The sequence below is a fragment of the Lactobacillus hamsteri DSM 5661 = JCM 6256 genome (assembly GCF_000615445.1).
Taxonomy (GTDB): domain Bacteria; phylum Bacillota; class Bacilli; order Lactobacillales; family Lactobacillaceae; genus Lactobacillus; species Lactobacillus hamsteri.
Window position 1 is genome coordinate 1 of record NZ_BALY01000025.1, and the last position, 26141, is coordinate 26141.

The 26141-nt window shown below is 35.3% G+C and carries 30 protein-coding genes; 26 read left to right on the forward strand and 4 right to left on the reverse strand.

Annotation, left to right across the window (positions count from 1 at the left end; translation table 11 throughout):
- Positions 1 to 13 precede the first annotated feature (13 nt).
- Positions 14 to 661 carry a hypothetical protein gene (locus JCM6256_RS06785; RefSeq protein WP_025080988.1) on the reverse strand — a complete coding sequence of 216 codons (648 nt, stop codon included), beginning with the start codon at positions 659 to 661 and terminating at the stop codon, positions 14 to 16.
- Between the two features lie 60 nt (positions 662 to 721).
- On the opposite strand from JCM6256_RS06785, the gene yaaA reads away from it, so the two are divergent.
- Positions 722 to 1483, forward strand: coding sequence for a peroxide stress protein YaaA (gene yaaA / locus JCM6256_RS06790; RefSeq protein WP_025080989.1), 762 nt, complete (start codon positions 722 to 724; stop codon positions 1481 to 1483).
- Here the strand turns inward: yaaA and JCM6256_RS06795 are convergent.
- Entirely contained in the window at positions 1480 to 2223 is a 744-nt protein-coding gene (locus JCM6256_RS06795; RefSeq protein ID WP_025080990.1) for an alpha/beta hydrolase, read from the reverse strand. The two genes, yaaA and JCM6256_RS06795, sit on opposite strands and share 4 nt — an antisense overlap.
- 158 nt (positions 2224 to 2381) lie before the next feature.
- Here JCM6256_RS06795 and JCM6256_RS06800 point away from each other — a divergent pair, with 158 nt between their 5' ends.
- The 4 genes from JCM6256_RS06800 (at position 2382) to JCM6256_RS06815 (ending at position 5365) form a co-directional block, all read left to right on the forward strand.
- Positions 2382 to 2981, forward strand: coding sequence for a histidine phosphatase family protein (locus JCM6256_RS06800; protein ID WP_025080991.1), 600 nt, complete (start codon positions 2382 to 2384; stop codon positions 2979 to 2981).
- 109 nt (positions 2982 to 3090) lie between these two features.
- Positions 3091 to 3627, forward strand: coding sequence for a TetR/AcrR family transcriptional regulator (locus tag JCM6256_RS06805; RefSeq protein WP_025080992.1), 537 nt, complete (start codon positions 3091 to 3093; stop codon positions 3625 to 3627).
- Positions 3627 to 4688, forward strand: coding sequence for an ABC transporter permease (locus tag JCM6256_RS06810; RefSeq protein ID WP_025080993.1), 1062 nt, complete (start codon positions 3627 to 3629; stop codon positions 4686 to 4688). The genes JCM6256_RS06805 and JCM6256_RS06810 overlap by 1 nt, the downstream gene beginning before the upstream one ends.
- A 2-nt stretch (positions 4689 to 4690) precedes the next feature.
- Entirely contained in the window at positions 4691 to 5365 is a 675-nt protein-coding gene (locus JCM6256_RS06815; protein WP_025080994.1) for an ABC transporter ATP-binding protein, read from the forward strand.
- A 44-nt stretch (positions 5366 to 5409) separates the two neighbouring features.
- On the opposite strand, the gene JCM6256_RS06820 is transcribed toward JCM6256_RS06815, so the two are convergent.
- Positions 5410 to 6819: a C69 family dipeptidase gene (locus JCM6256_RS06820; RefSeq protein WP_025080995.1), complete on the reverse strand. Its 1410-nt coding sequence runs from the start codon at positions 6817 to 6819 to the stop codon at positions 5410 to 5412.
- Between the two features lie 88 nt (positions 6820 to 6907).
- Here JCM6256_RS06820 and JCM6256_RS06825 point away from each other — a divergent pair, with 88 nt between their 5' ends.
- The 6 genes from JCM6256_RS06825 to JCM6256_RS06850 all read left to right on the forward strand — a co-directional run bounded on the left by JCM6256_RS06825 (position 6908) and on the right by JCM6256_RS06850 (position 11031).
- Entirely contained in the window at positions 6908 to 7150 is a 243-nt protein-coding gene (locus JCM6256_RS06825) for a hypothetical protein (protein WP_025080996.1), read from the forward strand.
- A gap of 130 nt (positions 7151 to 7280) precedes the next feature.
- On the forward strand, positions 7281 to 7907 hold the full coding sequence (locus JCM6256_RS06830; RefSeq protein WP_025080997.1) for a TetR/AcrR family transcriptional regulator: 627 nt from the start codon (positions 7281 to 7283) through the stop codon (positions 7905 to 7907).
- 179 nt (positions 7908 to 8086) lie between these two features.
- On the forward strand, positions 8087 to 8626 hold the full coding sequence (locus tag JCM6256_RS06835; RefSeq protein ID WP_025080998.1) for an NADPH-dependent FMN reductase: 540 nt from the start codon (positions 8087 to 8089) through the stop codon (positions 8624 to 8626).
- A 10-nt stretch (positions 8627 to 8636) separates the two neighbouring features.
- On the forward strand, positions 8637 to 9185 hold the full coding sequence (locus JCM6256_RS06840) for an NADPH-dependent FMN reductase (protein WP_025080999.1): 549 nt from the start codon (positions 8637 to 8639) through the stop codon (positions 9183 to 9185).
- 95 nt (positions 9186 to 9280) lie between these two features.
- Positions 9281 to 10078, forward strand: a complete 798-nt coding sequence (locus JCM6256_RS06845) for a tyrosine-protein phosphatase (RefSeq protein ID WP_025081000.1) — start codon at positions 9281 to 9283, stop codon at positions 10076 to 10078.
- A 17-nt stretch (positions 10079 to 10095) separates the two neighbouring features.
- Positions 10096 to 11031 carry an FAD:protein FMN transferase gene (locus tag JCM6256_RS06850; RefSeq protein ID WP_025081001.1) on the forward strand — a complete coding sequence of 312 codons (936 nt, stop codon included), beginning with the start codon at positions 10096 to 10098 and terminating at the stop codon, positions 11029 to 11031.
- A gap of 47 nt (positions 11032 to 11078) precedes the next feature.
- On the opposite strand, the gene JCM6256_RS06855 is transcribed toward JCM6256_RS06850, so the two are convergent.
- The gene (locus tag JCM6256_RS06855; protein WP_025081002.1) at positions 11079 to 11615 is read right to left on the reverse strand and encodes a CvpA family protein; all 537 of its coding nucleotides are present in this window, start codon (positions 11613 to 11615) and stop codon (positions 11079 to 11081) included.
- 160 nt (positions 11616 to 11775) lie between these two features.
- Between JCM6256_RS06855 and rsmG the strand changes: the two genes are divergently transcribed.
- From rsmG to JCM6256_RS06930, 15 genes are all read left to right on the forward strand, one after another.
- Positions 11776 to 12498, forward strand: a complete 723-nt coding sequence (gene rsmG / locus JCM6256_RS06860; RefSeq protein WP_025081003.1) for a 16S rRNA (guanine(527)-N(7))-methyltransferase RsmG — start codon at positions 11776 to 11778, stop codon at positions 12496 to 12498.
- 14 nt (positions 12499 to 12512) lie between these two features.
- Positions 12513 to 13340, forward strand: coding sequence for a nucleoid occlusion protein (gene noc / locus JCM6256_RS06865; RefSeq protein WP_025081004.1), 828 nt, complete (start codon positions 12513 to 12515; stop codon positions 13338 to 13340).
- A 15-nt stretch (positions 13341 to 13355) separates the two neighbouring features.
- Positions 13356 to 14135 (forward strand): ParA family protein, encoded by a 780-nt coding sequence (locus tag JCM6256_RS06870; protein ID WP_025081005.1) that lies wholly within the window; start codon positions 13356 to 13358, stop codon positions 14133 to 14135.
- Positions 14113 to 15006, forward strand: a complete 894-nt coding sequence (locus JCM6256_RS06875) for a ParB/RepB/Spo0J family partition protein (protein ID WP_025081006.1) — start codon at positions 14113 to 14115, stop codon at positions 15004 to 15006. The genes JCM6256_RS06870 and JCM6256_RS06875 overlap by 23 nt, the downstream gene beginning before the upstream one ends.
- Positions 14999 to 15262: a DUF951 domain-containing protein gene (locus JCM6256_RS06880; RefSeq protein ID WP_025081007.1), complete on the forward strand. Its 264-nt coding sequence runs from the start codon at positions 14999 to 15001 to the stop codon at positions 15260 to 15262. Before JCM6256_RS06875 ends, JCM6256_RS06880 begins: the two co-directional genes overlap by 8 nt.
- A gap of 53 nt (positions 15263 to 15315) precedes the next feature.
- Entirely contained in the window at positions 15316 to 16416 is a 1101-nt protein-coding gene (ychF, locus tag JCM6256_RS06885) for a redox-regulated ATPase YchF (protein ID WP_025081008.1), read from the forward strand.
- Positions 16417 to 16424: 8 nt separating this feature from the next.
- Positions 16425 to 17216 carry a DUF1129 family protein gene (locus tag JCM6256_RS06890; RefSeq protein ID WP_025081009.1) on the forward strand — a complete coding sequence of 264 codons (792 nt, stop codon included), beginning with the start codon at positions 16425 to 16427 and terminating at the stop codon, positions 17214 to 17216.
- A 143-nt stretch (positions 17217 to 17359) separates the two neighbouring features.
- Positions 17360 to 19084, forward strand: a complete 1725-nt coding sequence (locus tag JCM6256_RS06895; protein ID WP_025081010.1) for an ABC transporter ATP-binding protein — start codon at positions 17360 to 17362, stop codon at positions 19082 to 19084.
- A gap of 39 nt (positions 19085 to 19123) precedes the next feature.
- The gene (locus tag JCM6256_RS06900; protein ID WP_155833174.1) at positions 19124 to 20965 is read left to right on the forward strand and encodes an ABC transporter ATP-binding protein; all 1842 of its coding nucleotides are present in this window, start codon (positions 19124 to 19126) and stop codon (positions 20963 to 20965) included.
- A gap of 177 nt (positions 20966 to 21142) precedes the next feature.
- Positions 21143 to 21829, forward strand: a complete 687-nt coding sequence (croR, locus tag JCM6256_RS06905; RefSeq protein ID WP_025081012.1) for a response regulator transcription factor CroR — start codon at positions 21143 to 21145, stop codon at positions 21827 to 21829.
- 3 nt (positions 21830 to 21832) lie between these two features.
- A complete protein-coding gene (locus tag JCM6256_RS06910) occupies positions 21833 to 22975 on the forward strand; it encodes a sensor histidine kinase (protein ID WP_025081013.1) in 1143 nt (380 codons plus the stop codon).
- Positions 22976 to 23025: 50 nt separating this feature from the next.
- On the forward strand, positions 23026 to 24597 hold the full coding sequence (locus JCM6256_RS06915) for a UDP-N-acetylmuramoyl-L-alanyl-D-glutamate--2,6-diaminopimelate ligase (RefSeq protein WP_025081014.1): 1572 nt from the start codon (positions 23026 to 23028) through the stop codon (positions 24595 to 24597).
- An 11-nt stretch (positions 24598 to 24608) separates the two neighbouring features.
- Complete coding sequence (locus JCM6256_RS06920) at positions 24609 to 25358, forward strand: aspartate/glutamate racemase family protein (RefSeq protein ID WP_025081015.1); 750 nt, start codon at positions 24609 to 24611, stop codon at positions 25356 to 25358.
- A gap of 85 nt (positions 25359 to 25443) precedes the next feature.
- Entirely contained in the window at positions 25444 to 25764 is a 321-nt protein-coding gene (locus JCM6256_RS06925) for a bacteriocin immunity family protein (RefSeq protein ID WP_025081016.1), read from the forward strand.
- Between the two features lie 50 nt (positions 25765 to 25814).
- Positions 25815 to 26027 (forward strand): hypothetical protein, encoded by a 213-nt coding sequence (locus JCM6256_RS06930; protein ID WP_025081017.1) that lies wholly within the window; start codon positions 25815 to 25817, stop codon positions 26025 to 26027.
- Positions 26028 to 26141 lie beyond the last annotated feature (114 nt).

Here is a 26141-nt window from a genome sequence, read left to right on the forward strand (position 1 = left end):
TATTTTTTCTTCTTTAAAATTTTGTTTCGGCAATATCGTCTTCTGGACGGTGAGCTTGAATACGCAATACTTCCCAAGTAAATTCATCATCTGGTTTTTCAAGATTAACGGTTAATTTTCTATCTTCGAATTCAAATTTTAATTCGTTGCGATGTTCAATCCATTCTACGCGATTAGGTTCTTCGCTTAAACCAGAAATAGTGATGTTTTCAGGAATAGGGCTCTTTACGAAAACGTATTGTTGATAACTAGCATGACGATTTTCTAAAACGAATCCGTCTTGATCAACGGTTAATTCAGATACTTTTCCGTCATTAAAGGCGTGGCCAAACATATGCATCCAATTATTGATAACATCAAGCATCTGGATAGTATCATCATCAAAATTGCCATCTTCGTTAACAGGGATGTTAATAATAGTTGCTTTGCCATTTTTGCGGTTTTCAACCATTGTTTCAATGACATTGTCTTTAGTTAAGTCTTGTCCGTTTTCTTCGTTAGCTAAAAAAATAGTATATTTTTCGCAGGCTTCTTTTAACAGATCGCTGCCACTAACAGCACGAACGCCGATATCACGAGCTTTCTTAACTAAAGCATCTGCGTCAACATTTTTAGAATCATTTAGTTTAAAATTTAAAATAAGTGCATAATCAGGATTCATAGTAATTCTCCTTCGTATTATTCTTATTAATTGTAACTTATTAAGGCAGGGATAGAAAAGATGAAGATTATTATTGCTCCAGCAAAAAAGATGGAACGTGATTTGGATAGTTTTCCTATTCAAACTATGCCGCAATTTTTAGATAAAACAGAAGTTTTAGCGGAGTTTTTAAAATCAAGAAATGATGCGCAATTAAAAGAATTGTGGCAGGCAAGTGATCGGGTTATCCAATCAAGTAAAAAACAGCTTGAAGAAATGGATTTAACGCATCGTTTAACACCGGCGATTATTGCTTTTTCAGGAATTCAATATCAATATATGGCTCCAGATTTGTTTACTCAGCCCGCTCTTAATTATATTCAAAAAAATTTGCGAATTATTTCCGGTTTTTATGGTAGTTTACGACCATTTGATGGTGTCTGTCCGTATCGTTTAGAAATGAAAACACAAATGGTGGGCTTTAAGGATTATTCGCTGTATAATTTTTGGAATAGCAAAATTGCAGATGAGATTTTTAGAGATGATGATTTAGTAATAAACTTGGCGTCCAAAGAATATTCTCGCGTTATAACGCCGTATCTTTCTGAAAATCGGCGTATGATTACAATTGATTTTCAAGAAGAAAAGAATGGCAAATGGAGAACGATTGCAACGCACGCTAAGATGGCGCGTGGTGAAATGGTACGCTTTCTTGCAGAAAACCAAATAAAAACTCCTGCACGATTGCAAGAGTTTCATGATTTTGACTTTAAATTCATTCCTGAAGAAAGTAATGAAAATAATTATATATTTCGTACAAATTTTGATTTTAAACGTCGTTAAAACATTGGGCGAACGAAGTCACTGGCTAGTTGAGCAGCTTGTTCTTTGAATTCGCCAGTAAAACTATGATCCGAACCTTCAATAATGTGTAATTCACTATTGGAGTAAACATCATCATATTTTTTACTGTATTTTGGGTCAACAACTTCGTCATTAGACCCAACAATGATTGAAACAGGACCGTTATAACGCTGTGATACTTCGTAAATCGGTAGAACTTGTGCTGTTCTTAAGTAAAATCCGCCTAATTTTTTATCACCAAATGGAACGGCAGCAGGAATGTGATCTGGATTATAAATAGCGCCTTGAGTGTTGCCTTTTAATGCGTCATCTTTAAGTTGAGCAGCAGGAGCCATTAAAACAACTTTTTTAATTACATCAGGATAAAGTCCTGCAAGCATAGAAGCCACAACGCCACCTTGAGAGTGACCAATTAAAAAGATATTACGTACATGAGGATCAGTTCGAACGTAGTCGAGAATTGCTTTTGCATCTTCAATTTCGTTGACTACAGTCATGTCTTCAAATTTACCATCACTTTCACCGTGACCGTTAAAGTCAAAGCGAACGCTTGCAACATTTTCATCGCGTAAATTATCTGCAATTTGTTTTAATAAATCAGTGTTTCTGTTGGCAGTAAAACCATGCATTAGAATTGCCATATCGTAAATTTCTCCAAATGGTTCTTCACGGTCACCTACCAAATTAAGTCCGTCTCTTTGGATTGTAATGCGTGCCATAATGTATTCTCCCTCAATTGGTCTAGTAATTCTATTGTATACTTTTTTCAACTTTAATAATCAAAATTTCGTTTGAAAATAAGTTAAGAAAATGGAAAGATCGTTTTTAGGATAGTAATATTAAATAGATGTTTTAAACAAGTAGAGGGGAAAACGAGATGGAAATTGTTTTTATTCGTCATGGACAGACGGATGTTAATAAGGATAATCGCCTTCAAGGTGCTTTGATTGATGCGGAATTAAATGAAGCTGGACGTGATTATGCTAAAAAAGCAGCAGACAATTTTGATGAAAATGAATTTGATGTTGTTTATTCTAGCCCAATGAAACGTGCTGTTGAAACCGCAAAAATTTTCACTAAAGGCAAAAAAGAAATTAAGCTTGATAAACGTTTGCTTGAATTTGATTTTGGCGATTGGGACGGCATGAAAATGGAAGAAATCGGTGAGAAATATCCCGATGTTGTAGATCCATGGGGCAAAATCAATCGTCAGTATATAAAATACGCGCCAAACGGTGAAAGTTATGAAGCTTTTGATGAGCGTTGCGGTGAGTTTTTAGACGAAATGTATCAAAAATATCCTGATAAAAAGGTCTTAGTTGTAGCCCATGGTCGTTTAATCAGAATGATGGCAGCACACTATTTGACTAAAGGCGATATGGATTTGTTTGATACCATGGATAATTGCGCTTTGGCCAAATTTAGCATTCGTAAAGGGATTACACGAATGGATTATTATAATCGCAAACTTGCTTAAACTGGAATCAACTTCCAGTTTTTTTATATTTTATTATTGACACATTGTCACTTCTTTCCTATTATAATTGTGAAGAAAGTGACGAGGTGTCAGTAGGGAGGACATTAATATGGTTAAGTCAACTTTTTTAAATTTACCAGATGAAAAGAGGGAAAGAATCACAGAGGCATTGTTGCATGAATTTAGCAATCATGCTTTAACGGATGCTCAAGTTGCTCGCATTGTTAAAGAAGCCAATATTGCTCGTGGCGCTTTTTATAAGTATTTTGACGATCTAACAGATGCATATACATACTTGTATGAAATTGCAATTCAAACAATTCATATGAATATGAATCCAAGCAATAAATTCGATCCTGACTTTTTCTATGAACGGGTTTGCAAGTTTATTGATAAAACTCAACATAGCAAGTATGAGCCAATGATGAAGCTTCACATGCTTCAAAATGAAGCGGCAATTCCTGGAAGCATAAAGACTAATTCACAGCAGCTTCTTCACATGAGTCCTGAAATGTGGAGTGCGATGGTTCTCAGTCATGAAGTGATAAATTCTGTTTTTGCTGATCCGGAAAATAAAGAAAAGAATTTAGCACGTTATAAAGAAAGTTTGTACTTGATAGATAGAGGGAGTAAGAAAAAGGAATAATGTTTTTAGCATTTAAAGAAATCAAGCGTGAAAAAATGCGATACGGCTTGATTATTTTAATGATCTTTTTGATCAGTTATTTGATTTTTATGTTGTCATCATTGGCTTTAGGGTTAGCTGATGAAAATACGCAGGCAATTAATTCGTGGGATGCACGAAAGATTGTTTTAAATAAAAATTCTAATATTAGCATGGGCCAGTCCGTGTTAACGAAAAATGATTTGAAAGATGCCAAGATTGGTAAAAAAGAGGCGTATGTTGGTTTGACGCCATTTGTTGCTAAAGCAAAGCATCGTCAATCTGTGTCTGCACAATTTTTGGGTATTCAAAAGAATCAATTTATTTATAAAAATCAAGAATTAATTGCAGGACGTAAAGCAAAGAAAAGCAATGAAGTTACAGTTGATCAAGGCTTTAAGGTTGATGGCTATAAATTAGGCGATAAAATTAGTCTAAACGATTCAAAAAAGAAGTATAAGATTGTTGGTTTCTTAAAGGATGCCAAAATTAATATTGGGCCAATTGTTTATGGCACTATGGATACTTGGAAAAAATTAAAAGTTACGATGCCTAATGTAAAGACTTCAGCAATCATTTCTCAAAATCCAAATTATAAGTTTAATCATAAAAATGCCAAAACATATGATATTAAAACTGTAATTAACAAGTTGCCAGGTTATACTGCACAAAATATGACCTTTGAGTTAATGATTGGCTTCTTATTCGTTATTTCTTTAATTATTGTGGCTGTCTTCTTGTATATTTTAACTATGCAAAAATTACACAATTTTGCTGTTATGCGTGCTCAAGGTATCCCATCTAAAACTTTGGTAGGTGCAACAATTAGTCAATCAATTATTTTAATGTTGGTTGGCGTTATTATCGCTTTAATTGTGATGTGGATTACATCATTGGCTCTTCCAGCAGCCGTTCCAATGAAATTCACTTGGGGAATTATGTTAGTCGGCTCTGCTGGTATGCTTTTAATGGGTATTATCGGCAGTTTGATTCCAGTAAGATCAATTTTAAAAGTTGATCCAGCACAAGCGATTGGAGCATAAAGATGGCAGTTATTGAATTAAAAGATGTAAAAAAAGTTTATGGTAAAGGCTTAGCCCAAGTTAATGCGTTGAAAGACGTTAACTTTGAAGCTAATAAGGGTGAAGTTGTTTTAATTATGGGACCTTCAGGTGCCGGAAAGAGTACATTTTTAACGATTGCCGGGTCACTTCAAAAGCCAACTTCTGGTCAAGTTTTGGTAAATGGTGAAGATATTACCAAGTTTTCTGCTAAACAAAGCAATAAATTACGGTTAAATGAAATTGGTTTTGTATTACAAGCCTATAATTTGGTTCCATATTTAACTGTTCATGAGCAGTTTGTTTTAGTAGATAAAGTTAAGAAACAAAATAATTTATCTAAGGAAGAATTGGATAAATTAATGAATGATTTGGGAATTACTAAATTAGTTAATAAATATCCAAATGAATTATCTGGTGGTCAGCAGCAGCGTGTTGCTATTGCGAGAGCGTTATACGCCAATCCAGCTATTTTGCTTGCTGATGAACCAACTGCTTCTCTTGATACAGAAAATGTAGAAGAAGTAGGTAAGTTGTTCAAGCAGTTGGCAAAAGAACGTGATAAGGCGATTATGCTTGTTACGCACGATCCACGTTTGGAAAAATATGCAGACCACATCTATGAAATGATGGATGGTCAAATGACTAAAAAGAAATAAAAAAATAAAGATCACAGATATTCTGTGATCTTTATTTTTGGTTTCTATAAGTTAGGGTCCATTTGGAAACGAAGTGGAGAATCAGCGGTTTGCTTAGTAATTAATTTGGCGATTAATTCTTTATAAGCGTTTAGGGCTGCTTTAGCCATCTTATCGTTTGCTTCGTCTACTAGAGCAGTTTTCTTTTCAGAGTCAGTTTCCTTAGCTAATTTTTGATCGTACTCATAGCGAATGTGTAAAGTCTTTTCACGAGCATCGTCTTGAGCGTTTTCTAAATCAGTTCCGTACTTGCCCCAGTTGTGATCGGCTAAATTTCCGGCAAGCTTGAATACCCAATAAGCTGAATTTGAAGAATATGTTTCTTTACCATATTTATACATTGTTGGCACTTTAGTACCTTGTGGATAAAATGGAACATAAACACTTTGTGCAGCAACGCCCATTGCAAGCCAATGAATCATATTTTCACCATTTAATTCGAGTAAATGTGATTCTTGGGTAGTAGCAACAGAAATTGGACGGAAAGTTGCGTTATCTTTATTTTTCTTATTAGTTAAATCATATGGCGTATTTTGATAGTGATTGCTTAAAACAGCTTGTGCATCTTGAGCAGAAATTGGCTTATCTGGTTTTTGAATAAATGGTAAGTCAAAGCTTTGAGGTTCTTGTTTTACAGAAGGCGTAAGAATCTTTTGTCCGATCCAAACACGTGGCGTATTGTAGTGCAAATCGCTATCGTCATGTGTACCAAAGATTTCTCTAAAAATGAACGGTCTATTTTCAGGCCAAAGTTGATTTTCATAAACAAAATTTTGAATATTCTTTGAATACATAAAATCGTCGCTATTAAAATCAATTTCTTGAATAGCAAGTTGGTTGGCAACTACGGCATAAGAATCATCTGGAATTCTTTGAGCAACCCAATGGTGACCAGAACCAATTTCCATGTACCATGCTTCATCACGATCGCCAAATAAAATTCCATCAGCTTCAGCTGCACCGTATTTTTCAACAATTTCACCTAGACGTTTAACGCCTTCACGGGCAGTCTTAATGTAAGGCAAAACAACAGTAATCATTGCTTCTTCTAAAATGCCCTTTTCAGTTTCGAAAGGATCGACTGCTAAAACGCGTTCGTTTGCATAGGCACTTTCCGTTGCGCTCATAGCAACATGATATTCATTGATACCATCTTCTTCAAAAACTCCGTATTTATCGGTCCATTCAGGAGTAGATGAATAAGAGAATTTTTCATTAGGAAGATCCATTTCAAATTTATTATCTTTAGATTTGAAATGGTTATCTTTTACTTGTTCATGTTTATTAAAAGCTAAATGTTTGGGCCAAGCAGTTTTAGCGTCTTCGTTTCTGCCAATAATAACGCTACCGTTAATAGACGCCTTTTTTCCAATTAAGATAGAGGTACATGAAGAGCGTCCGATTGATGTTTGCATTGTAATTCACACTTTCTATTATTAGGATTATAATTATTCTAACTTAAATTTGTTATTTCATTATATTTTTTAACCAGGGAGGTTAATAATGAACGAATTACCAGAAAATAAATCAATAAAAATTGATACTGATTACCGTAACCATGCAATTAACATGAGTTTCTCAGATAATTTAACTGATGATCGTGAACGTGGCTATATTTTATCTGCAGCCTTCTTGTCATATTGTGCATCCCAAGGATTAGATAAACAAGAAGTTATTGAAATGATCAATTCAAATTATGGTCAATTCACTCAAAATGACGGTTCATCGCTGTTTAAGAGATTATAATCAATCTATAAAAAAAGCACCATTTAAACTTGCATTTGTTATTTAATCGCGATATTATAATAACGAAGACAAAAATAACACACGTAATTAAAAAGTATAACTTGTTACTTCAAAATGAGGTGTACAAAAAATGGCAAGAAAAAAAGAAATTAGTAGAGACATGATTCTCGATGTTGCCTATAAGATGGCGATTAATGATGGTTTAGATGGTATGACTGCTCGTAGCATTGCAAAAGCAGGTCATTTTTCAACTCAACCTTTGTATTTAGAATTTAATGGTATGAAAGAAATTCGTGCAGAAGTTTTACAAATGATTTCTGCCGAATTAAAAAACAAAATTTTGCAAAAAGAATATACCGGAGAAGCCTTAGTAGACTTGGACTTAGCTTATATTGATTTTGCAAAAACACATAATAAGTTATTTAGTGCAATGTTTGTTGACGGCAAGTTCGGTAGTCAAATTATTTCTGATACTTTAATGAACTTGGGTCTTGAAAAGTTCAAAGAACAATATCCAAATACTGACTACAGTGATCAAAAGATTAACGATATTGTTATTGCAAATTGGATTTCCGCAACTGGTATGGCAGCATTAGTTGTTAACCAAGTGGCTAAGTTTAGTCAAGATCAAATCGTTAATGTTTTGAATGCTCAAATCCATGATGCAATGCTTAACGACCGTCTTGATGTTACTGCAGAAGAAAATTCTATGTTTGCTGAAGATGAAGAAGCTTCTTTGAAGGATAATTTAGCTTAAGTTTAAGCAACTAAAGTTATACTTTTAATTATTAAAAAGTCTGGAACGATCGCTCCAGGCTTTTTACTTTTTCAAAATTCGTTCATATAATTTAAAGTTTTAACAAAAATAGGACAATTAAGATATAATTATCCTTAAGTAGGTAAAAAAGTAAGTAACAACTTTGAAAGGTGGTTTTTATGAAGATTCTTGCAATATCAGGTTCAAATGCAGATAATTCTTTTAATTTGGCTTTATTAAAGTTTATGGCTAAGCATTTTGCTGATAAATATGATTTTGAAGTAACTTCAGTTAAAGGATTGCCAATGTTTAAAGAAGGCGTTGACGCTCCTACCGATGTTTTAGAATTAGGTAAAAAGGTTGAAGAAGCTGATTTGGTTTTAATTGGCTCACCAGAACAACAACACTCAGTTACAAGTGCCTTAAAGAGTGCGCTTGAATGGTTATCAAGTGCAGTTCATCCATTTAACAGCAAGCCAGTTGTTATTGTTTCAACTTCGCCAATGCCTCAAGGTGCATCTCGTTCACAGCTTCGTTTAAGATCTATTTTGCTTTCACCAGGATTCGGCTGCCATTTGTTTAATGGTGACGAATTTATGATGGGCTTTTCACCAAAACAATTTAAAGAAAATGGTGATCTTGTTGATGAAGGTACAGTTAAATTCATGGATCACTTTTTCAACGAAGTTGATGCTTGGTATAAATTGATTACCGAATAGGAGGCAGAAAATGAAATTATTAGCAATTGTTGGTACTAATGCTCCGTTTTCATATAATCGTTTTTTAGCAAAATTTATTGCTAAACGTTACGGCAATAAAGCTGATATTGAAGTTAAAGAAATTGATCAACTTAAGCCTTTCTGCAGAACCGATGAACCTGATGAAATCACCAAGAAATGGATTGAGGATGTTAAAGCTGCAGATGGCGTAATTTTAACCACTCCAGAATACGACCACTCAATTCCTTCTTCACTTAAAAGTGCGCTTGAATGGTTGGGTTCACACGCTGGTCCTAATGTAATGAAGATGAAGCCCGCAATGGTTGTAGGAACTTCATACGGAATTCAAGGCTCTTCTCGTGCACAAGAAGATGCTCGTGAAATTTTGCTTTCACCAGATATGAGTGCAAATGTTTTACCAGGAAATGAAGTTTTAATTGGTGGAGCCGCAAATAACTTCGATAAAGAAACTGGCGATTTGACTAACGAAACTTACATTAAGCAATTGGATGACGTTATGAATAACTTTGTTAAGTTTGTTGAACAAGCTAACAAATAATTTTGCCAGATATTCTGATAGCGTTGTAAAATAAAGCCTGAGCCAAAAAGGTCTCAGGCTTTTTTACTTATAGAATGAACGAAGGGAGGGGTGAGATGAATAAACCAAATATTTTGCCACTTAAGACTGTTAGAAATCCACGTGACTTGGGTGGTTACGTTGGTTTCGAAGGCCGAAAGATAAAAATGCATCGTTTGCTTAGAACAGGAAATATTAGCTGCATTTCAGAACATGATGCTAACTTTTTAAGAGAATATGGTTTAAGAAAAATCATCGATCTTCGCTCACCACTTGAGAATAAAAAATCTCCAGATAAGCCTATTTCTGGTGTAGAACATTTTCAAATTTCATTGTCTGATGAAGATAATACTAAGGGTGGCGGTGGCCACAATATTGAAAAAATGTTCGAAGAGTATCGCAAAGATCAATATGCAGGCTTTCGTATGATGTGCCAGAGATATCATGATCATGTTACTAAGCCGCATGCACAAGGTACTTTGCATAAAATACTAGAAATGTTAGCTGATACGTCTGATGGTGCAATTTTGTATCATTGTTCTGAAGGAAAAGATCGTACTGGAATTGTAACTGTCCTTATTTTGTATATTTTAGGCGTTGATTTAGAAACTATTCGTCAAGATTATCTATATTCAAATTATATGTTGAATAATTATCGTGCTAAGCGAGATAAAGTTTTTGCTGAAGAAGGCGAAAACTTAAGCTTTAGAGCAAATATGCGTATTTTGGGCTCCGTATCGGATGCTTTTTTAGATACATCTTTAATTACAATTGAAAAAGACTTCGGTGGATTAGATGAGTATGTAAAAAATCAGTTAGGCGTAACGCCTGAATTACGTGATGCTTTGCGCGAGTTGTACTTAGAAAAGAAATAATAATGACAGAAAAAGAAATCATTAAGGATTTGGCACTTGAACAAGCAGTTGGACATCATCACGCTTTAGGAACTTCGATTGTTTTACAAATTTTGGTACCAAAAGATGATATCATTCAAAAATCCTTTGAATTAATTGATCATTATGAAGATTTATTAACAGTTAATCGCGATGTTTCTGAAGTGATGAATGTTAACCATGCTGCGGGAAAACATGCTGTGCAGGTTTCAAGTGGAACATATAGTTTAATTAAACTGGCAGTTGAAGAAAGTCGTAAAAATTATGGCTTTAACGCTTTGATTGGGCCAGTTGTTAAATTGTGGCATATCGGATTTAAAGGAGCTCATGTTCCAACTGACGACCAAATCAAGGAAAAAATGAAATTGATCGATCCGATGAATGTGGAATTAAATGATCAAGATCAAACTGTCTTTTTAACTAAGAAAAACATGGAGCTTGACTTAGGCGGCATCGCCAAAGGCTGGATTGCAGATCGAATTCGTGATTTATGGCTAGCTTATGGCGTAAGTGCGGGAATTATCAATTTAGGTGGAAATATTCTACTGGTTGGCGATTCTCCTAAGAGAACTAATGGTAAATGGACAATTGGCGTGCAGGATCCTAAAGAAACACGCGGAGATAATATCACAACAGTGATGGTTCCGAAATGTTCGGCCGTAACAAGTGGAACCTACGAACGATATCTCGTGGTTGATGGCAAAAAATATCATCATTTAATTGATCCAAGAACTGGCTATCCTGTTGAGACAAGTTTAGCGGGAGTCACGACTTTTACTAAAGATTCAGTAGAAGCAGAACTTGAATGCAAGAGATTGTTTTTTGCAGGTCATCCAATTGCAGGCTGGCACGATAATCCTGATCGTATTGGGGCCGTATTTGTCTATAATGATGAACACGTGGAATACGATAATTTTGATGATAGCCGATGGTAGAAAAAAGAGTCTAGAATTTCTAGACTCTTTTTTAATTTAATTAAAAGTTATCCAACTGTTTTTGCAATGTTGAAAACACTGTTAAACATACCATTTGAAAATCCCGGCGTATTGTAAATAATGAAACGCAAAAAGCCTGAATCGATGGTTTGTTGGGTGAACCATGGAATTTGGACAGCGTTGAGCATCGACAAGATAACATAGACGAAGAAATAGCCAGCGATAAATGAAGCAAGAGCTCCTAGTACGCTGTCTAAGACACTGCCGATATTTGTGGCATGAGGATTTTTGGATGGGATCCAGCTTTTAAAGATTTTAACAACTGTTCTTCCAATGAATAAAATGATAAAGAACGCTAAGAAACGGAAAATCATTAAATTCGTTTCAGTTGTTAAGCTTGTTTGAATTTGTTGACCAGTGAATTGAATATATAGCCAATTTCCAAATGGATTTTGTAAGAAAATAGCCACCATAAAAACAATAGCACCGAAAATCAAATTAATGATATAACGGGTAAATCCCGTTTTATAGCCGTTAAAAGCTTGCCATGCTAAGTAAGCAAGGACTATTAATGTTACAATCATATTTTTTTCTCCTTTGGCGTACATTATACCCTATATTAAGTCGGTTAGGCTTTGACGATTGCAAGAAAATACTTCATAATTGTAGAGATAGTTTAGCTTTACTAAACCGTGATTTTGTCGTTAAATGATAAAGTGTGAAACACGGTTTCACGGGGGAAATATGAATCCTGAACAATTCGACCAAGAGTTAAAAAAACATAATTTTGAATTAACTCAAGAACAAAAAGAACAATTTAAAATTTACTTTACTAAATTAGTTACTGCCAATGAGCATGTTAATTTGACTAGAATTACCGAAGAAGAAGATGTTTATTTAAAGCATTTCTTTGATAGTTTGACGCCGCTTTTTACTTTTAAGAAAGTTTTTGTCGAAGGAGCAACTCTTTGTGATGTAGGTGCTGGTGCTGGTTTTCCTTCAATTCCATTGAAGATTTTGATGCCTGGCCTTAAAGTTACGATTGTTGATTCACTCGCTAAGCGTCTTACTTTTTTAAAGGATTTAATTGCCAAGCTTAATCTTAGTGATGTTAATTTAGTTCATGGACGTGCAGAAGATGTAGGTCAAAATAAGTTATATCGTGAAAAATTTGACTTGGTCACTGCTCGAGCAGTTGCTAATATGACCGTTTTAAGTGAATATTGCCTTCCTTTAGTTAAAAAAGATGGCTATTTTGTTGCCTTAAAGGGTCCTAAGGCGGAAGATGAACTTGAAAATAGTAAAAAAGCTTTGCAAGTTTTAGGTGGAAAATTAATCGATGAAGAAGAACTTACTTTGCCTGATACTAATGAAGAAAGAACCTTAGTCTTAGTCAAGAAAGTTAAGTTAACACCTAAGAAATATCCACGACAAGCGGGTACACCGCGTCGTAAGCCAATTAAATAGTGGGGGGACTTATCATGTCACTTTTTTCATTTGGTAAACATCAAGAAGAAATTCCAAAAAATAAGCAAATTCAAGATATTGAATTAAGCAAAATTCAACCTAATCGTTTTCAACCAAGACGTCAATTCTCAGATGAATCAATTAATGAATTGGCTCAAACTCTTGATAAAGAAGGGCTTCTTCAACCAATCGTAATTCGTGAAATTGATAATGGTTATGAAATTATCGCTGGTGAAAGACGTTTTCGCGCAGCTAAAAGTTTAGGCTGGAAAAAGATCCCAGCAATTGTTAACAATATGGATGACGATCAAGCAGCTTCACTAGCTTTGATTGAAAATTTACAACGTGAAAACTTGAATCCAATTGATGAGGCGGAAGCTTATACTCATTTGATGAAGCTTAACAATTTAACTCAAACTGAGTTAGCTAAAGATATTGGTAAGTCTCAGTCTTATGTAGCCAATAAATTGCGTCTTCTTAAATTGACTCCTAAAGTGCAAAATTATTTGGCAAGTGGTGATATTACTGCTCGCCATGGTCGTGCCCTTGTAGGTTTAAGCGAAAAAGATCAAGGCCGAGTTGTTGATGAAGTTTTAAAGAGTAGTTTGAACGTTAAAGAAACAGAAGCAATCGCTCGTGATGTTGACGGTTATTTTGCTAGAAAAGAAAAATCCGAAAATAAGCAAAGAGTTGTTAACCGTATTCCTAAGGATCTTAAGGTTCAAATCAATACTATTAAGCAAGCTGTTAAATTGGCTAAAGACTCAGGTATCAAAGTTAAGGTTCAAGAAAATAATGACCCAGATGATTATAGGATCACTATTGAATTAAAAAGAAAGTAGAGGGTAGGGAAAATTATGGTAAATGTAATTTCGGTTGCTAACCAAAAAGGTGGCGTTGGTAAAACAACGACAACTATTAATTTAGCAGCCTCTATTGCCGACCGTGGTTACCGCGTCTTAATTGTTGATATTGATCCTCAAGGAAACGCAACTTCTGGTTTAGGGATTGAAAAATCAGAGATTGACCAGGACATTTACAACGTTTTAATCGATGAAATCCCTTTGAAAGATACAATTCATCATACCTCAACTAAGAAATTGGATATTGTTCCAGCAACCATTAATTTATCAGGTGCGGAAACAGAATTAATCAGTATGATGGCTCGTGAAACGCGTCTTAAATCAGCTCTAGATACTGTTAATGATGACTATGATTTTGTTTTTATTGATTGTCCGCCTTCATTGGGTCAACTTTCAATCAATGCATTTACAGCTTCTGACTCAATTTTGATTCCTGTTCAAAGTGAATATTACGCTATGGAAGGTTTAAGTCAGCTCTTAAATACTATCCGCTTGGTTCAAAAGCACTTTAATAAAGATTTGGGCGTAGAAGGCGTATTGCTAACTATGCTTGATGCCCGTACTAACCTAGGCGCAGAAGTGGTTAAAGAAGTTCAATCTTACTTTAACAAGAAAGTTTATAAGACAATTATTCCAAGAATTACCAAGTTGGCTGAAGCTCCAAGTTATGGCCAAGCAATTACGGAATATGCACCACGTTCACGCGGTGCGAAAGTTTATGATGATTTAGCAAGGGAGGTGCTTAAAGCTCATGGCAAGAGACTCCAAAAGTAAAGAAACAAGAAAAAAAGGCGGATTAGGTCGTGGTATTGAAGCCTTATTTGAAGATGAACCACAAATTGAAGAAACTACTCCTGAAGAAGAAGTGCAAGATATTTCTTTAGATGAAATCCGTCCTAATCCTTATCAACCAAGAAAGAATTTTGACGATAAGAGTTTAAAGGAATTATCTGATTCAATTAAAGAAAACGGTGTTTTTCAACCAATTATTATTCGCAAGTCAGTAAATGGCTATGAAATTATTGCTGGTGAAAGACGTTATCGTGCTTCTAAACTTGCTAAAAAGACGACTGTTCCAGCAATTATTCGTCAATTTGATGAGAGCCAAATGATGGAAGTTGCAGTTCTTGAAAACTTGCAACGTGAAGACTTGACTCCTTTAGAAGAAGCTCAAGCTTATGAAATGCTTCAAAAAAATCTTGGTTTAACTCAAGAAGAAGTTTCTAAGCGTATGGGCAAGTCACGTCCATATATTGCTAACTATCTTCGTTTATTAACCTTACCAAGTAAAACCAAGCGACTTTTGCAACATGGCGAATTATCCATGGGACAAGCAAGAACTTTGCTTGGATTGAAAGATAAAGACAAGATTGATGATGTTGCTAAGCGTGTGGTTAAAGAAGGGATGCCAGTTCGCAAGGTTGAAGCTTTGGTATCTTCAATTAATTCTAAAAAGCCACGTAAGAAGACAGCTCGTAAATCTGCTTTTATTCGTGCTAGCGAAAGTCAACTTTCTAATAAATTTGGCTCAAGCGTTAATATTTCTGAAAGCAAAAAAGGTAAAGGACATCTTTCAATTGACTTTGCCTCAACCGATGAATTAAATCGAATTTTAGATATTTTAGGCGTTGATCTAGATGATTAAAAATGATTTATATGATTTAGCTGATACGGTGCAAATGAAAAAGCCCCATGCATGTCAAACAAATGATTGGGAAATCTTGCGTTTGGGTGCGGATATTCGCTTAAAATGCATGGGATGCGGACGTGTTGTAATGATGCCTAGAGCTGAATTTAACCGTAAGGTAAAAAAGGTTTTAACTAAGGCAAATGATCCGGTAAATAAGAAAAAAGAGCAATATTTGCCAAAAGATCAAATCATGCGTCCAAATATTGGCTAAAATAAAAAGGTAATAATAATTAAAATTAATTAGTTTAGAAAAAGAGGAAGATTATGGCATTAACTGCTGGTATTGTTGGTTTGCCAAACGTTGGTAAATCTACTTTGTTTAACGCAATTACTAAAGCTGGAGCTGAAATGGCAAACTATCCATTCGCTACCATTGAACCTAACGTCGGAATGGTTGAAGTTCCTGACAAGCGTCTTGCAAGAATTCAAGAATTGATTCCTGCTAAAAAGATTGTTCATACTACTTTTGAATTTACTGATATTGCCGGTTTGGTAAAAGGTGCTTCAAAGGGTGAAGGTTTAGGTAACAAATTCCTTGAAAACATTCGTCAAACTGATGCAATTGTTCACGTTGTTCGTGCTTTTGATGATGACAACATTACTTCTGTAACCGGTAAAGTTGATCCAGAAGAAGACATCAACACTATTAACTTGGAATTGGCTATTGCTGACCTTGATGCTGTTAACCGTCGTATTAACAAGGTTAAGAAAATTGCTCAACAAGGTGATAAAGAAGCTAAGGCAGAAATGGCTGTTCTTGAAAAACTTCAGCCAGTTTTGGAAGAAGGTAACGCTGCTCGTTCAATTGACTTTAATAAGGATGAACAAAAGATTGTTAAGGGCTTGTTCCTTTTGACTTCTAAGCCAGTTATCTACGTTGCCAATATTGCCGAAAGCTCAATGGCTGATCCAGAAAGCGATAAGTACTTCCAAATCGTTAAGAAGCATGCTGAAAGTGAAAATGCTGAAGCATTGGGTATCAGTGCTGCTACTGAAGAAGAAATTGCTTCAATGGATGACGATGAAAGAAAAGAATTCTTAGAAATGGAAGGCGTTGAAGAATCTGGTTTGGATCGTTTGATCAAGGCTGCTTACCATATCTTGGGTCTTAGAACTTTCTTCACAGCTGGTGGTCCAGAAACTCGTGCATGGACTTTCCACGAAGGTATGAAAGCTCCTCAAGTTGCAGGTGTTATTCACTCAGACTTTGAACGTGGATTTATTCGTGCTGAAGTAGTTTCATTTGATGATTTAGATAAGTTTGAAACTATGCAAAAGGTTAAGGAAGCTGGTAAGCTCCGTCTTGAAGGTAAGGATTACGTGGTTCAAGATGGTGACATTATCGAATTCAGATTCAATGTCTAGGAGAGAAAATGGCTGAAGAAAAGAACGAAAATACAGCAAATATTGATCAATCTAAACAGGAAAAAATCAAGGCAAAAACTGAATCAGAAAATAAGGATGATGCAGTAAAAACTCAAAGTCCAGAAGAATTAAGGGCTGCTTTGAGCAATAAAAATGCTGATTACGTTTTCCGTTTACAAAAAGAATTAGAAAATCAAGGCAATATGTCATCTGAAGATGCTAAAGCTAAAGTTGATGCGCTTTTGCCAGAAATCGTTATTGCTCAACGTCATGGTCAACCTGCAAATGGTTTGTACATGGCTTCACCATCAATCAAAGCAAGTCAAATTTTGCATCCTACACAAAAGCCAAAAACTTTCATGGATATTCCATTCTGGCAAAGAGCTGTAGATAATGGCCTTTTATGGTTGGCAATTTTTATGGCTTTGTACGGTGTAATGGGTATGTTCACTACAGGAAAGAATCAAGCTGGTCAATATGGTGTATTGACAATCATCATTGTTGGTGTTGCTCTAGGTGTCTTGACTGCCAAATACAACGAATGGGTTATGCCTAATGGTCAAAAGAAGATTTCATGGATGCGTGTAATTTTGATTAGTGTGGCTTTGGTTATCGTTATGCTTGCTGCAACATTGTTGCTCCAATTACCAGCTCTTCAGGTTATCAACCCTGTATTACCAGGCATCGTTTACTTGATTATTGCAGCTATTTCTTATGGTGCAAGATACTTATTCCGTAGACAGTATCACATTATTGGTTCTGCATTTGGACAAACTTCAGTATCCAATAAGGGTAAGTAATTTGCTTGATAAGTGCAAATGATGTGAAATTTTGCAAAAATAGGTATAAACTTAATACTATATATAAAAAGGATAAATGAGATTGATCTCATTTATCCTTTTTTACAGCTATATATAGAGTGAGAAGAAAGAGGGGGCTTTTAATGATCAAAACACTGAGTAAATCAATCAGACAGTATAAAAAATTATCTTTACTGTCGCCATTGTTTGTTATCGGTGAAGTTATCATCGAAATGCTGATACCATATTTGGTCGGTGTTTTAATTGATAACGGAATTATGAAAGGAAATATGGGCTATATTCAAAAGTATGGTTTACTTTTATTAGTTCTTACCATTGTTTCCTTAATTTTAGGTGCAAGTGCCAGTTACGTATCAGCACATGCGGCAGCTGGATTTGCGGCTAACTTGCGTAAAGATATGTTTTATCACATGCAAGATTATGCTTTTGAAAATATCGATAAATTTTCAAGTGCTAGTTTGGTAACGCGTTTGACTACTGACGTTAACAACGTTCAAATGGCCTACCAAATTATTATCAGAATTGCGGTAAGAGCACCAATGATGTTGATTGTTTCTGTAATTATGTCAATTATCATTAGTCCACGCTTGTCTTTAATTTTCTTAGTAATTGCACCAATCTTTGTAATTATTTTAGGTTTGATTATTAAATCAGCTTACCCTTATTTCCCTAAGATTTTTAAAGGCTATGACCGTATGAACCAAGTCGTTCGTGAAAATGTTCGTGGTATTCGCGAAGTTAAGACCTATGTTCAAGAAAAGCCACAAATTGATAAATTTGAAAAGTCATCAGGCTTTATCTACAAGCTTTTCTCAACGGCACAAAAGATTATTTCTTTAAATGCATTGGTAGTTGCAGCTGTTTTGAATATCGCAACTTTGGCTATTTGTTGGTTTGGTGCTAAAGAAATTGTTGGCGGCAATCTTCAAACAGGTCAACTTGTTTCAATGTTTTCATATTCAAACTCAGTTCTTTTCAGTTTGAACATTTTAGCAATGATTGCTACACAATTGATTATTTCAGGTGCTAGTGGTCGTCGTATTGCTAACGTAATTACTGAAAAGCCAGCAATTGAAAATCCAAGAAAGCCACTTAAGACTGTTACAAATGGTGAAATCTTGTTTGATCATGTTAACTTTAAATATGATCCATCAGATAAGGCTTTGGCTTTGAACGATATTAATTTGCATATTAAACCTGGTGAAACGATTGGTATGATCGGTGAAACTGGATCATCAAAATCAACCTTGGTTTCAATGATTCCGCGCTTATACGATGTAACTTCAGGTGCTGTTCGTGTAGCGGGACACAACGTTAAATCATACGATCTTAAGACGTTACGTGATAACGTTGCGATGGTTTTACAAAAGAATGTTTTGTTCTCAGGTACTATTAAGGAAAACCTTAAATGGGGTAACGAAAATGCTACCGACGAACAAGTCATTGCAGCAGCCAAAATTGCTCATGCTGACGGCTTTATTCGTGAAATGCCAGATGGTTATGACACAATGGTCGAACAAGGTGGTAATAACGTTTCAGGTGGACAAAAGCAAAGAATTACTATTGCGCGTGCCCTTCTTAAGAATCCTAAGATTTTGATTTTGGATGATTCAACTTCAGCTGTTGATACCAACACTGAACGTGAAATTCGTCAGTCTTTGGCTAAAGACATGCCTGAAACAACTAAGATTATCATTTCACAAAGAATTGTTTCAATTAAAGATGCTGACCGTATCATCGTTATGAATCACGGTAAGATTGAAGATATTGGTACTCACGAAGAACTTATTAAGCGTAACAAGCTTTATAGTTCAATTGCTGAATTCCAAGAAGAAAACGGAAAGTAGAGGTGACAGATTTTGGATCAAGCAGCAAATAAAATTGATATGAAGGGTCACCGTTCAAAAACCTTAGGCCGTTTATTAAAATTAGTTCTTACTACTAGTCCTTGGATGTTTATCGTTTCAACGATAACAATTATTTTAGCAGCAGCTTCTAACGTTATTGGTACGCTTTTTATTGAAAGATTGATCAATAACTATATCATGCCGCTTGTTAAACAAGTTCAACATCATCAGACTCCTAACTATGGTCCATTAGCATACGCGATTGCCGTTATGTTTGGCATTTACGCAATTGGTTTTATTTCTAACTACCTTTTCAACATGTTAATGGGTGTTTTGGCACAAAAGGTTCAATTCCGTGTCCGTAACGAAATGTTTAGTCACATGGAAAGTTTGCCAATTGCTTACTTTGACCAAAACGACTATGGCGATATCATGTCGCGTTATACTAATGATATCGATACTTTGATGCAAATGATTTCACAGTCGATTCCCCAGTTTACTAACTCCGCTTTGACTTTGATTTTCGTTATTGTTGCGATGTTTAGTTTGAGTTGGCAATTAACTGTCTTCTCATTTATCGTCTTTGCACTTTCATTTGGTATCGTTCGTTTCTTGACTAAGAGATCAAGTCATTATTTCCAAGTTCAACAAAAGAAGCTTGGACAAATCAATGGTTATAACGAAGAAATGCTTAATGGTTTAAAGGTCATTAAGGTTTTCTCACATGAACCAGAAACTAAAGAAGGATTTGACGCTTACAATGAAGAATTGCGTCAAGCTTCAGGTAAGGCCAACACTTACTCAACTATCTTGTTCCCAATCATGGGTAACATGGGTAATTTGCTTTATGTTTTAATTGCATTCTTTGGTGGAGCAGCAGCAATTAATAATTGGGCTCCACTTACCTTAGGTGCTATTGCTTCTTTCCTTCAATTATCAAGACAGTTTAGTATGCCAATTGCTCAAATTTCTCAGCAATTGAACTCAATTGTTATGGCTTTGGCTGGTGCTAGAAGAATTTTCCAATTGGAAGATCAAGCTTCAGAAGAAGATGACGGAACAGTTACTATTTCTCGTGATAATAATGTTGAAGGTGCATGGAACTGGAATATCCCACAAAAAGATGGTTCATTCAAGAAGGTTCCTGTACGTGGTCACATTGTCTTTGACCATGTTAACTTCTCATATGTTCCTGAAAAGCAAATTTTGCATGATATTTCAATTAATGCAAAACCAGGCATGAAGGTCGCCTTAGTTGGTGAAACGGGTGCCGGAAAGACAACAATTTCCAACATGCTTAACCGTTTCTACGAAATTGATTCAGGAACTATCACTTATGATGGTATTCCGATTAAACAAATTAAGAAGGACGATCTTCGTCATTCTCTTTCAATCGTTTTGCAGGAAACTCACTTGTTCACAGGTACTATTATGGATAATATCCGTTTCGGTAATCCTGATGCTAGTGATGATGAAGTTTACCAAGCTGCAAAACTTTCTCACGCTGATGAATTTATTCATGAACTTGATGATGGTTATGATACTGTCATCGATGGTGATGGTGGCGATCTTTCACAAGGTCAAATGCAGCTTTTGAGTATTGCCAGAGCGATGATCGCTGACGAACCTGTAATGATTCTTGACGAAGCAACTTCAAGCATCGATACTCGAACTGAAAAGATGGTTCAAGCTGGTATGGATAACCTTTTGGCAGGAAGAACAAGTTTTGTTATTGCCCACAGATTATCTACAATTGTTAACTCTGATCTTATTTTGGTTCTTGATCATGGTCATATTATTGAAGCAGGAAATCATGATCAATTGATTAAGGAAAAGGGTTACTACTACGAACTCTATACAGGTAAAAAAGAAATTCAATAATTTCACTGAGAACTAGGATTATATCCTAGTTTTTTTTATTTTTTTGTTAAAAGAAAGCCCTAGTTTTAGCCTTATTTAGCAAAATAGGTAAAATATAATTAAGCATTCTGCTAAACTATACATAGACGAATTTTTGAATACAATTGATTATTAAATAAAAAGAGAGGGGTTTTCTTCTTGAAAATCTTAGTTGTTGATGACGATAAAGAAATCGTAGAATTATTAAGCATCTACTTAAAGAATGAAGGTTATGAACCTGTTACTGCTTATAGCGGCAAGGAAGCAATTACCAAATTGTCAACTACACCTGATATTGCTTTAATGATTTTGGATGTAATGATGCCTAATATGACAGGTATTGACGTAATCAAAGAAGTTAGAAAAGATTCAGATATTCCCATTATTATCGTTTCTGCTAAGACAGGCGATATGGATAAGATCCAAGGTCTTATCACGGGTGCCGATGATTATGTTTCTAAGCCATTCAATCCACTTGAAGTTATGGCTCGTGTTCGTTCACTCCTTAGAAGAAGCCAAAAACAAGTTAAGGATGAAAAGCCTGATGTTCTTGAAGTTGGTCCATTAGTAATTAATCGCGATTCTCATGAAGTAAAAACAATTGATGGTAAAACTATTCAACTAACCGCTTTGGAATTTGGAATTTTATACTTGCTTGCTAGTCATCCAAATCGTGTATTTTCAGCTGATGAAATTTTTGAACGCGTATGGCAACAAGAATCAATTGTTTCTGCCAAAACCGTTATGGTTCACGTTTCTCACCTTCGTGATAAGATTCAAAAGGCAACTGATGGCGAAGACGTCATTCAAACTGTTTGGGGCGTTGGCTACAAAGTTGAGGCTTAATGAATGAAAAAAGAGCGCGTTAAGCTTACAGGTACAGAAAAAAGCGAATTATTTGCAGAAGCAGTAGTAACGATTGTATTACTGCTTTTACTTAATTTATCGATAATTATTTTGATTCACTTGGCTATTTTGCAAGATGAAAGTTTAGTAAATGGCATTTACTTTTTGAAAAAGACGATTACTTTTTCTGGCAATTATCATCTTTGGTCTTGGCAACGAATTTTTATCATTATTATGGGATTTGGTGATTTAATCGTTCTGTATTGGCGCTTGATTCGTCGTTATCATCAAATGCAACTTAGACATGTGATTTCTGAATTGCATTATATTGCAGACGGTCACTTTGATCATCGAATTTCATTTGCAGTTAGATCTGATTTGCAAAGAGTAATCGATTCAATTAATTCTTTAGTTGATAGTACGGTGAATTCAATTAATGAAGAAAAAGCAATCGAAAAGTCTAAAGATGAATTAATTACCAACGTTTCACATGATATTAGAACGCCACTAACCTCAATTATTGGTTATTTGGGTTTGTTGAAGACAGGTAATGTGGGTCCGGAAGATCAGGCAAAGTATATCAACATTGCTTATACCAAGGCCGAACAAATGAAGTCTTTGGCAAATGATCTATTAGAGTATACGACTTTAAAGTCAAACACAACTAAATTAAATTTAGCTCCGCTTCATATTTATTCAATGCTTGAGCAGGTTGAAGCTGGGTTTGAGTTAGAGGCTGAAAAGAAGGGGATTTCTTTTGATGTGGAAACACGACCGAAGAATTTGACCATCAAGGCTGACCCAGAAAAATTAGTCCGTGTTTACAATAATTTGATTAATAATGCTTTTAAGTATGGTACGGGCGCAACCAAGATTAAATTAATTGCTAATTTAGTTAATAAGCAAACTGTGGAATTGCGTGTGGAAAATAATGGTGCGCGTATTCCCGAAAAGTCGCTTAAGAAAATTTTTGAACGCTTCTATCGCGTAGAAGGTTCAAGAAATATAAAAACTGGTGGCACAGGCTTAGGCTTATCGATTACTAAAAGCGTGGTTGACTTGCATCATGGAACGATTCGCTGCGAATCTAATGATAATTGGACAAGTTTCATCATTCGTTTGCCTTTGGACCCTAGCAAGGTTTAGCTGTGTTATAATTTTGAATGTAATATTATTAACTACTCGAGGGGTATAACATGAGCATTTCTTTAAATACCTGTATTTTAATTTTAAAAGAACATCATTTGTTGAAGTCGAGTGCAGTTCAAGATACTGTAGCTACTAAGATGGAATACGTATCATACGACTCACGTGATATTCAAACTAATACATTATTCTTCTGCAAGGGAGCAGGATTCAGACCAACTTACTTATCAATGGCTAAGGACAACGGAGCAATTTGTTATGTTGCTGAACAACCTTATCCAGAAGGTAAAGGTATGCACGCTTTAATCGTTCGTGACGTTTCTAAGGCTATGGCTCTTTTATCAGCTGCATTCTTCCGTTTCCCACAAGATGATTTATATGTTGTTGCCTTTACTGGAACAAAGGGAAAGACAACTTCTGCATACTTCCTTAAGGGTATGCTTGATCAAATGAATGGTGGCCGTACTGCCCTCATTTCTTCAGTAAATGACATTGTTGGTACAAAACCAGAAGATAGTTTCAAGTCAAGTTTAACTACACCTGAAAGTTTGGACTTATTCCGTGATATGCGCCGTGCTGTAGATAATGGCATGACTCACTTGGTAATGGAAGTTTCAAGTCAAGCTTACAAGAAGAATCGTGTCTTTGGTTTGACTTATGATTTAGGATTTTTCTTAAACATTACGCCTGATCATATTGGCCCTAATGAACACCCTAACTTTGCGGATTATCTTCATTGTAAGTTGCAATTAATGGTAAATTCACGTAAATGTATTATTAATGCTGAAAGTGATCATTTCGATGAAATTTACGCAGCTGCCACTACAACTACTAACCCAGACAGTATTTACTTGTTTGCTAGTGAAAACTTTGAAAATCCTAAGTTGAATGTTCCAATCGACTTCAGATATGCTTCACAAGAAACTGATATGCGTGAAACTCGCTTTAAGTTATTCTGTGCAAGCGATAAAGCTAAGCAATTGCCAATTAATGGCGATTACACTTTGCAAATGATTGGTAACTTTAACGAATCAAACGGAACCGCTGCTATTATTGGTGCCGGTCTTGCTGGTATGGATCATGATGGTTGTGCTAAGGGAATTCGTCACGTTACTATTCCAGGTAGAATGCAAACTGAGATGACCAAAGAGCACGGTATAGTTGTTGTTGACTATGCTCATAACAAGGCTTCAATGATGGCTCTTATGAGCTTTATGCAAAGCGAATTCAGTAATCCTAAGATCATTGTCGTTGTTGGTGCTCCTGGTGATAAGGGTGTTTCACGCCGTCCAGGCTTCAGCGAAAGTTTAACTGCTTATGCTGATAAGGCATTTTTGACAACCGATGATCCAGGATTTGAAGATCCACAATCAATTGCCGAAGAAATCGATTCAGGTATTGATCACTCCAAGTGTGATGTAACTATTGAACTTGATCGTGAAAAGGCTATTCATGATGCAATTGCTATGGCTGGCAAAGATGATGTTGTCTTAATCTGTGGTAAGGGTGCCGACGCTTTCCAAAAGATTCGTGGCGTAGATACACCATATCCATCTGATATCGTGGTTGCTCAAAGAGTAATTAATGAATTAGAAGGCCAAAAAGAACATTTTAGAAATTAAGAGTTGATACGATGAAGCACTTTTTTAGTATTATCGGTGGGATGGGAACCATTGCCACTGAAAGTTATGTGCGTTTAATTAACCACCGTGTTAAGATTGCGCGCGACCAAGATTATTTAAATTATATTTTGGTAAATGATGCTCAAGTTCCTGATCGAACAGCTTATATCAAAGATCATAGCAATCCTAACTTTTATCCAGCATTAAAAGATGATGTTGAAGGACAAGATAAATTAGGAACAGACTTTTTGGTAATGCCATGCAATACTGCGCATTATTTCTATGATGATCTTGCTGCACTTACTGATAAGCCATTTTTACATATGATGCGTATCGCAGTGCATAATTTTATAGATAATTATCCTGATGAAACTAAGATTGGGTTAATTGCCACTGAAGGCTCAATTTATGATCACTTATATGCCGATGAAATTAAAAAAGTCGGCCGTAAGGTAGAATTAGGTGGGCCAGAAATTCAACCTATGGTTAATGAATTGATCTATTCGGATATCAAAGAAAAAGGCGTCGTAGATCATGATTTATATCATAGTATTTTGAAGACAATGCATGATAAGTATGGCTGCAACGTCATTTTGTTAGGCTGTACTGAATTATCTTTAGCACAAGAAAAGGCTCCAGATCATCCATATAACGTGATTGATCCGCAATCTATTATTGCTGATGTTTCAATTGAATTAGCTTTAAAGATTCGTAACGGTATGGATCCCAAAGAAGCTTGTGCAAAATATATGTATAAGTAAAATCAAAAACTCTAGGGGGCAACTTCTAGAGTTTTTTGATGAAATGTTAAAATAATATAAACGTGAATTTTAAAGGGAGATAAAAATGGCTAGAAAAAAGAAGTTTCCAAAAGGAAAATCAATGATCGGCGTTGGTGCATTAAATGAATTGAAGCCTCAAAACGATAACTTTGTAATTAAGGTAAGAAGCTTAATTGATGCCAATCCTGAAGTGATGGCCAACCAAACTATTATGAAGTTTTTGGAACTGGCTTTATTTAGAGCAAATGAAGGCGAACCAGTTAATGAAGTTGCTAAAACTTTAGATGATGAATTATCAGGCTATTTAGTAAAAAATGGTTTCAAAGCGCCTAAAGGTGTTCAAGGATTACAAAGAGAATTAAAGCAATATACTGAAGTTTTATAATTAAAAATGCAGTCGATTGACTGCATTTTTAATTATTTAGAGGAATAGATATGAAAAACAATAAATTTCTATTTTTAAAATCATTTTTAGTTGGTGTAATTATTACCTGGGTAATTTTAACAGTAGGTGTACTTGTGAAGACCGGATTTCATCTAGAACTGTTTACTGGCAAAAATTTACCAATTGTTATTGGCATATATCTTCTTGTAGGTTTGATTTGCGGGGGATGCTTTGGGGCATTTATTCGGATAATTAAAAAGTAAATTTAAGGCTGAATAGTAATAAATCATATAGAAAATTATTTAAAGCTTTATACGTTTATATCAAGTGTTTTTCTAATATTGGCGTGGACTTTCAAATTCATATGATAATCAAAA